Annotated in this window: 7 protein-coding genes; all 7 read right to left on the reverse strand. The window is 48.8% G+C overall.

Translation table 11 applies throughout. The features are described 5' to 3' along the window. Nucleotides 1-1,053, reverse strand: a 1,053-nt coding sequence (locus tag Q0294_RS04575; RefSeq protein WP_299461384.1) for a secretin and TonB N-terminal domain-containing protein, incomplete at its 3' end; no start/stop codon positions are given. A 60-nt stretch (nt 1,054-1,113) separates the two neighbouring features. Further along, complete coding sequence (locus Q0294_RS04580) at nt 1,114-1,770, reverse strand: hypothetical protein (protein ID WP_299461386.1); 657 nt, start codon at nt 1,768-1,770, stop codon at nt 1,114-1,116. Nucleotides 1,771-1,898: 128 nt separating this feature from the next. Further along, nucleotides 1,899-2,507: a type 4a pilus biogenesis protein PilO gene (pilO, locus tag Q0294_RS04585; protein WP_299461388.1), complete on the reverse strand. Its 609-nt coding sequence runs from the start codon at nt 2,505-2,507 to the stop codon at nt 1,899-1,901. Beyond that, nucleotides 2,500-3,237: a PilN domain-containing protein gene (locus tag Q0294_RS04590; protein WP_299461390.1), complete on the reverse strand. Its 738-nt coding sequence runs from the start codon at nt 3,235-3,237 to the stop codon at nt 2,500-2,502. Before Q0294_RS04590 ends, pilO begins: the two co-directional genes overlap by 8 nt. A 101-nt stretch (nt 3,238-3,338) precedes the next feature. Continuing rightward, on the reverse strand, nt 3,339-4,409 hold the full coding sequence (gene pilM, locus Q0294_RS04595; protein WP_299461392.1) for a pilus assembly protein PilM: 1,071 nt from the start codon (nt 4,407-4,409) through the stop codon (nt 3,339-3,341). A gap of 31 nt (nt 4,410-4,440) precedes the next feature. Continuing rightward, nucleotides 4,441-5,091: a prepilin-type N-terminal cleavage/methylation domain-containing protein gene (locus Q0294_RS04600; RefSeq protein WP_299461394.1), complete on the reverse strand. Its 651-nt coding sequence runs from the start codon at nt 5,089-5,091 to the stop codon at nt 4,441-4,443. Nucleotides 5,092-5,108: 17 nt separating this feature from the next. Continuing rightward, on the reverse strand, nt 5,109-6,088 hold a 980-nt coding region (locus tag Q0294_RS04605), incomplete at its 5' end, for a hypothetical protein (RefSeq protein ID WP_299461396.1).

Raw genomic sequence — 6,088 nt, forward strand, 5'->3', positions numbered from 1 at the left:
ACTGGATTTCTTTTTTTGTTCTAATTGAGCCGGGGTCATCACATAAATGAAAGATCCTTCTCTTTCAGAAGTAAGATCGCGCGAACGCAAGATCGCTTCCAAAGCCTGTGCCGACGTCACATTTTTTAAATTCGCGGTAATGGTGCCTGTGACCCCCTGCCCTGTCAGAATATTCATACCGGATAGTTCGCCCAGCATGTCGAGCACCTGCATGAGTTCCGCATCCTGGATTTGCAGAGAAAATGTTTCGCTGGAATCTTTATTCGGGCTCACTTTGAGCAGCGGCTGTTTTTTATCGGTATTTTCCGGTGCAGCCGTTTCCGGAACGTCTGTGTTCGCTGCCGCCGGTTTTTCTTCCGGTTTTGCCGGGGTGGTTGTGGCCTTTTGCTGCAAGCCGTCCAGCTTTTGTTCCAGATCGCGCAGCTGATTCATCTGCTGCATCTGTTGCAGCAGTTTTGTGGCCTGTTCGAGTCGGTCCGTGTTTTGTGCCAATTCCAGTTTGGACTGTTCCTGAGCCTGAATCTGCAGATTCGTCAGGCGATCCACCTGCCGGGTCAGACTGACCAGCCGCGTTTCCATTTTCGAAGGTACCGCGTCATTGACGGCCAAATCGTCGTCGTCGGCCAGATTCAGTTGTATCGAGCGCGAACGCTTTACGATTTTCTGAGGCGCGGTAGTAATTTCAATACCCGGTTCGACCAGGAGCCTTGAACCGGTTGATTTTTTGGAGAGCGAAGCCTGCTGGGTCTCCGGATTCGCAGGCAGGACCGCAGGTTCCGCAAGCGGTTTTTGTGGAATGTCTTGCGTAGTAAGGTGCTCGCGGGCCACAGGAGTTTGTGCGACTGCTTCAGGGAAATGAGGCTGTGCGATGACAACGGGCGGTGAACTTTGACTGGACTTGATGCCGGGTTCCGCACGCTGGGCTTTTGCCTGATGGTGAGGTGAAATAAACAGAGACTCAGGCGTTTTTACATCCGTCATGGCGGCAATCAACAAAAGTGACAGCCCCGTCAGAGTGGCCCAGAATGCCGGTAAAAAAAATTGTCTTTTCATGTTTCGACCATCATCCATGATCGTTCGAATCAGTATTCAGTATTTCAGTGATGCGAACGGTTATTGTGCAAACTTGATAAATGCGGAAGGATCGTTTTGAATTTTCAGTTCAAATTTGTGCTCGCCTTGTCTTAAAATCACATTGCGGGCAGCGACCTGCTCAAGCACATACGTCACGTTTTCGTGCTCGATTGTTTTGCCTTCGTAATACATTTTATTATTGATAATGGCTGCTTTGCGGTATTTTCCGACGATGGTGGTCTTCAGCACGAGATCTTCCGGCAGGGCAAGCACCACTTTTTCGGAATTATCTGTTGCTTCCGTTTTGGGCTCAACGGGCTCTTCGGCAAATAAGATGGGAGGCGAAAACTGATCGCGATTGACGCGGAAGGGATTTTTTTGAACGGCGCCCATTTGCACGGATTGAACCAAAGGGTCAGTCTGCATCAGTGAATCAAACTGCTGCCACGAATGTCGCGGTTCCTCCGGTGTTTCACTTTGTGCGAAACTCATTTCTGTCTTGACCGGAGGACGTTGAGGAATGGCTGCGGGGTTAACCCGGGCGGGAACAACTGCAGGGGCCGCCGTTCCCCGTAGCATGCGATACAAGGGTGGAACCCAGAAGTAGCACCCTACAAAAAACAGGAGGCCCAACAGCACTGTTTTATGCCAGCTTACTTTCAAATCGTGTAATAATTGTTCACTGAAAGATTTCACGGTTGGACCACACTACCATTTGATGAAATGCGATTTGATGGAACTCAAAATTCATTGCATTTGCTGAAAACAGGACAAATTCCATTCAGTTTATCCACGTCAGGTGAAACTTGAATTGGAGCGAGCCCTTATCTCTTATCGGCTGAAAGAATCACATTACTAACCCTATTTTCGGCAAAATCAGAAAAACCCCTCTGATTGCCGTGTAGTGCGTAAACTGACAGTTCGAGCGTTCCTTTAATATGCCCCTCAGCTTCTCCATCTTGTTTCGTGAGTGAGAGATTCGAGACCGTGAATAAACGTGTTTCATTCTCCAGACCAGTCAAAAACTGCATCAGTCCGGAATAAGGGCCTGAAATACTTAGCAAAAAGGGCTGTCTGAGATAGGTTTCGTGCAGCACAAATTCTCCCGGATTCAATTCGGAAACCGTGAGGTTGGACATTTTTGCCAATAATGCGACCCGTTGTAAAACCAGATGCGTATCTTTCACGGTCGGGATTTCCTGGCGGTGTCGATTGATGAAAATCAGACGCTGGTCCAGTTCCTGATGCAGCTTCTCCAGCTGCTCGACTTTTTTGGGAATTTCACAGATCGACTGTTGTATCTCTGCGATTTCCTGATTCAGTTGCTCTTTATTTTTCAAACCGGGGAGATACACCACAAACGTAAACAGGGCGACCACAATTGATAGACCGATAATGGTGATTAAACTATCGCGACGTAATTTTTCATTCATTGCGGAATCCTCCTGCACTGGGATGGGCCAGGCTGGCGGTCGATTGATGATCCACTGCAGGGACATAGGTTCCCGGTGCCTTCACAACCATTTTGATCCGAAACACTCGCATCGGTTGACCTTCAAACATGCTTTCGTTCGACTGAATCAGTTCGATTTCCTTGAATAATCCCACCTGATCCAGATGGGACATATAGTTGGAAACCGAAAGGTGATCGGGAGAAATGCCTTGCAGGTTGAGGACCAAATTTTCCCGCTGATATCGCTCTTGCAGATGATTCAGATCGACAAGTTCCGGTAATTGTTCTACCTGTTTCCCAGGCGAGATTTTTTCCCCAGGCGGTTTTTCTTTAACGGCGATTTTTTCAAAAGAGAAACGAAATTCAATGAGCGAGACAAATTCCGGTAATGCATTACTGATAATGGATAACAATTGTGCCGGCGACTCGTCGAGCAGGATTGCCGACAACAGGTTGGCATGAATATCGGCCTGCTGGATTTTCTGAGTCAGTTGTTCCGGGTTCTCAAGTTGCCCGTTCATTAATTGAACGCGCTCTTCCAGTTTTTGCTTTTGTGTCTGGAGTTCATGCTGAATTTCTCGCTGGCGTACCGTGCCCAATGTCACCAGGGTGAGGAATATCACGACGATCGATCGCCGCCAGATTCGATTCCGGTGACGTCTTCGTACTTCACGATAACTTGCTGGTAAAAAATCAATTTCAGGTATCATGGTTTCGCTCTTAGCGGGGTGATTCCGGAGTGACCAAATTCTTCATCCGGCGTCGATATAAAAACGGTTTCATTCAGAAAATTTTCAGCTTCATTTTGTCGTTAATCGGTTTTTTCTTTCATGGCCAGTCCCATCGCAGTCGTCCATCTGCCGGGACGCTCCAGGATGGAAGTAGAAGTCGGCCAGCGTTTCAGACTTTCAAACGGATTTCCCATCTTGCATTCCGTATTCAGGCGTTCCGAGAGGAAATCAATCAGCCACGGACTGGATTCGTTTCCCGTGACAATCAGCTGGTCCAGTTTTTTTCCGCGAAAGGTGACCTTGTAGTACCGCAGACAGTTTTCGACTTCCGTGCTGACCGTTTCCAGAATGGAACGAATGGAGTCAATCACCGACCGGTGAAGTTCATCGCTGGCATCCAGTGTTGGTGAATTGGTCACGATTTTCCGCAGGCGGATCGCTTCTGACATAGGCAGATCCAGATTGTCAGCAACAGCACGATCAAGGTGGTTGCTGCCCTGCATAATGTATTTCAAAAACAGTACGTTTTGCTGATCGGCGAAAATGACCGTCGTGGCGGCATCTCCGAAATTGAGATAACAACTGGCCGAGTTTGTCTGAACCTGGTGAGAAGCACTATGAAAACAACGTAGTGTTGCAGAAGGCTCGACATCGATGGCGACGGCGGTCAGCCCGGCTTGCTCCAACAGGTTCAAATGCCGTTGCAAAATTCCGTGATGGCAGGCGAGCAGAATCACTTCCTGTTTGGTATTCGATTCCTGACGAATCTGGCCGGCGGGTAAATGACGAATTTCCGCATCTTCTACCGGATAGGGCAGCCTCTCTGCTGCCTCCCAGGCAACCACTTTCGCAATTTCTTCCGCAGGCAATTGAGGCAACCTGACGTTCTGAATAAATAATTCCTGCGATCCCAGACAACTGATGACCCTCCGCCCTTTGAAATGGTGGTCAGACACCATTTGCCGGAGCTTCGCGGCAATCTGAGCATCTCGTTCGTCGAGCGAGCATTTTTCATCCAGTTCAAACTGTTCCTGGGCAATGGCATGCACGACACGATTCTGGCGCGGTCCTGTCAACTGAACCAGAGTGGCAGAGCTTGGTCCCAGTTGTAAGCCGATCGGACTGTATTGTGAACGGTTTAAGGAAATCATGATTTCATTTCTGAGTATTAGTATTGCGTGTTTAATTATTTAATGTCTGTATGTCTTCCGCCCACGCCTGACCTGTGATCCAGGAGACAGTAATCGGAATGTAAAAAGTCGTTCCATTTTTCACGGTAGCCAAAATGAGAATGGTATCTTCATTTCGGGTCGGCCCGGTGCCTCCCATCGGACCAAATTCCAGTTCACTGACATCGGTCTGTGACGTTTTCAGTTTGATCTGTCTGATAAAAATCTGGTCAGGCAGATTCATCGATTGGATCTGAAGATTTTTGATATATTTGTCAGAGGCAACCGCGCTGCCTGCCAGTTGATCTTGCGGAACAGGTAAGTTGCCTGCGCCCGTATGCAGGATTTCATAGGCCTGGGCATTGAAATCAAATTTGACCGTGTATTGCGTGTTGAATTTGATAGCGTAATTGCGGGCCAGACGTAAGTCGGCCACCAGCATGCGGGCAGTGGCATCCAGTGAAAGGGAGCCGCTGGTATCCGTCGAGATCAGGGAGACAGAAACCAGAATCGAGATCAGCATAATCACGATCAGCATTTCGATCAGTGTGAATGCGCGTCGGCTTGTCTGCAGCCGCCTGTCGGCGCGCAGCCATCTCGCTGGTCTGCTTCGCTTCAAAGAAAACCGGTCGCTTTGCCAATGATGTTGATCAAATTTCTGCATCAGATTCCGTTTATGAACTAGGGAGATTCTCTCCAGTCAATCAATGACCAGCGATATCCCGAATGGTCGGCGTTTGTTACTCCGCCGTCATAAGGTTGAAACAAAGGTGGTTCCCAGCGGTATTCCTGATCATTCAGACGTTGAATGTGCAGCGTGGGTTCCAGATTCAATCCGTATAATTGATAGTACGAACTCCAGCCGGCGTAATTCAGCGGATTTTCGAGCCACTCACTGAATCCCAGTAACGGGAGGCTCAAAAGGGTGCGCAAGTTATTTTCATATTCCCAGCGATTTTTTCGATCGTTCCAGAGTGACGAATAAAGCACCCATTCATTCAGACGATTGAAGTTAAACGTTTCCGCACACACGGGACCACGTATTTGCGTTAATGCCTGCTTATGCCGTTTGATTTGATAACCGGTCGGCGTCGCATGGTCGATTTCACCTCGAATCGTCAACCGCTGATTCTGGCTGTCAACGCCGACGATCGGGTACCAGGCGCCCGTTGATCCCACGTGACCTGTTCCCGTTGTGTTGAGCCAAATCGCATATTTTCCATCGGACGACACACTGTCGAGCACCTGGAATTCCCGAAGGGTGACCGTGCTAAAGGGTTGATCGATGGAAACAGCGGTTGCCGTTCCCGTCAATTGAATATTTGTCGCATTCGGGTAGCTGACAGAACCACCGGCGCCATTGACTTCCCCCTGGCAGACAATCGCGCCTTCAATGGTTGTTTGTGTTTCTCGCTCAAATTCAATATCGTCGGCTACCACTGTGGGCAGGCGGGGCCAGAGATTGGCGTCTGTGACAAGCGGTTCGCCGCCGGTGCCTTTCCAGTTGAAGGCCGTGATGTGAATCCCTTTACCATAGAAATGGATTTTGTTTTTTGAGACCAGTGTTCCCTGGATCACGACGTTATCGTAAACACTGAGATTACCATTGCGATAAAAAATTCCCAGTGGATTTTCCGGGGTGGGTTTTAGTGTCACGTTGT

This window comes from uncultured Gimesia sp. (assembly GCF_937919775.1).
GTDB lineage: Bacteria > Planctomycetota > Planctomycetia > Planctomycetales > Planctomycetaceae > Gimesia.

Coding starts and splice junctions, on each gene's coding strand:
- Q0294_RS04600 (WP_299461394.1), bottom strand. CDS start 5,091: ATGCAGAAATTTGATCAACATCATTGGCAAAGCGACCGGTTTTCTTTG.
- Q0294_RS04590 (WP_299461390.1), bottom strand. CDS start 3,237: ATGATACCTGAAATTGATTTTTTACCAGCAAGTTATCGTGAAGTACGA.
- pilM (WP_299461392.1), bottom strand. CDS start 4,409: ATGATTTCCTTAAACCGTTCACAATACAGTCCGATCGGCTTACAACTG.
- pilO (WP_299461388.1), bottom strand. CDS start 2,507: ATGAATGAAAAATTACGTCGCGATAGTTTAATCACCATTATCGGTCTA.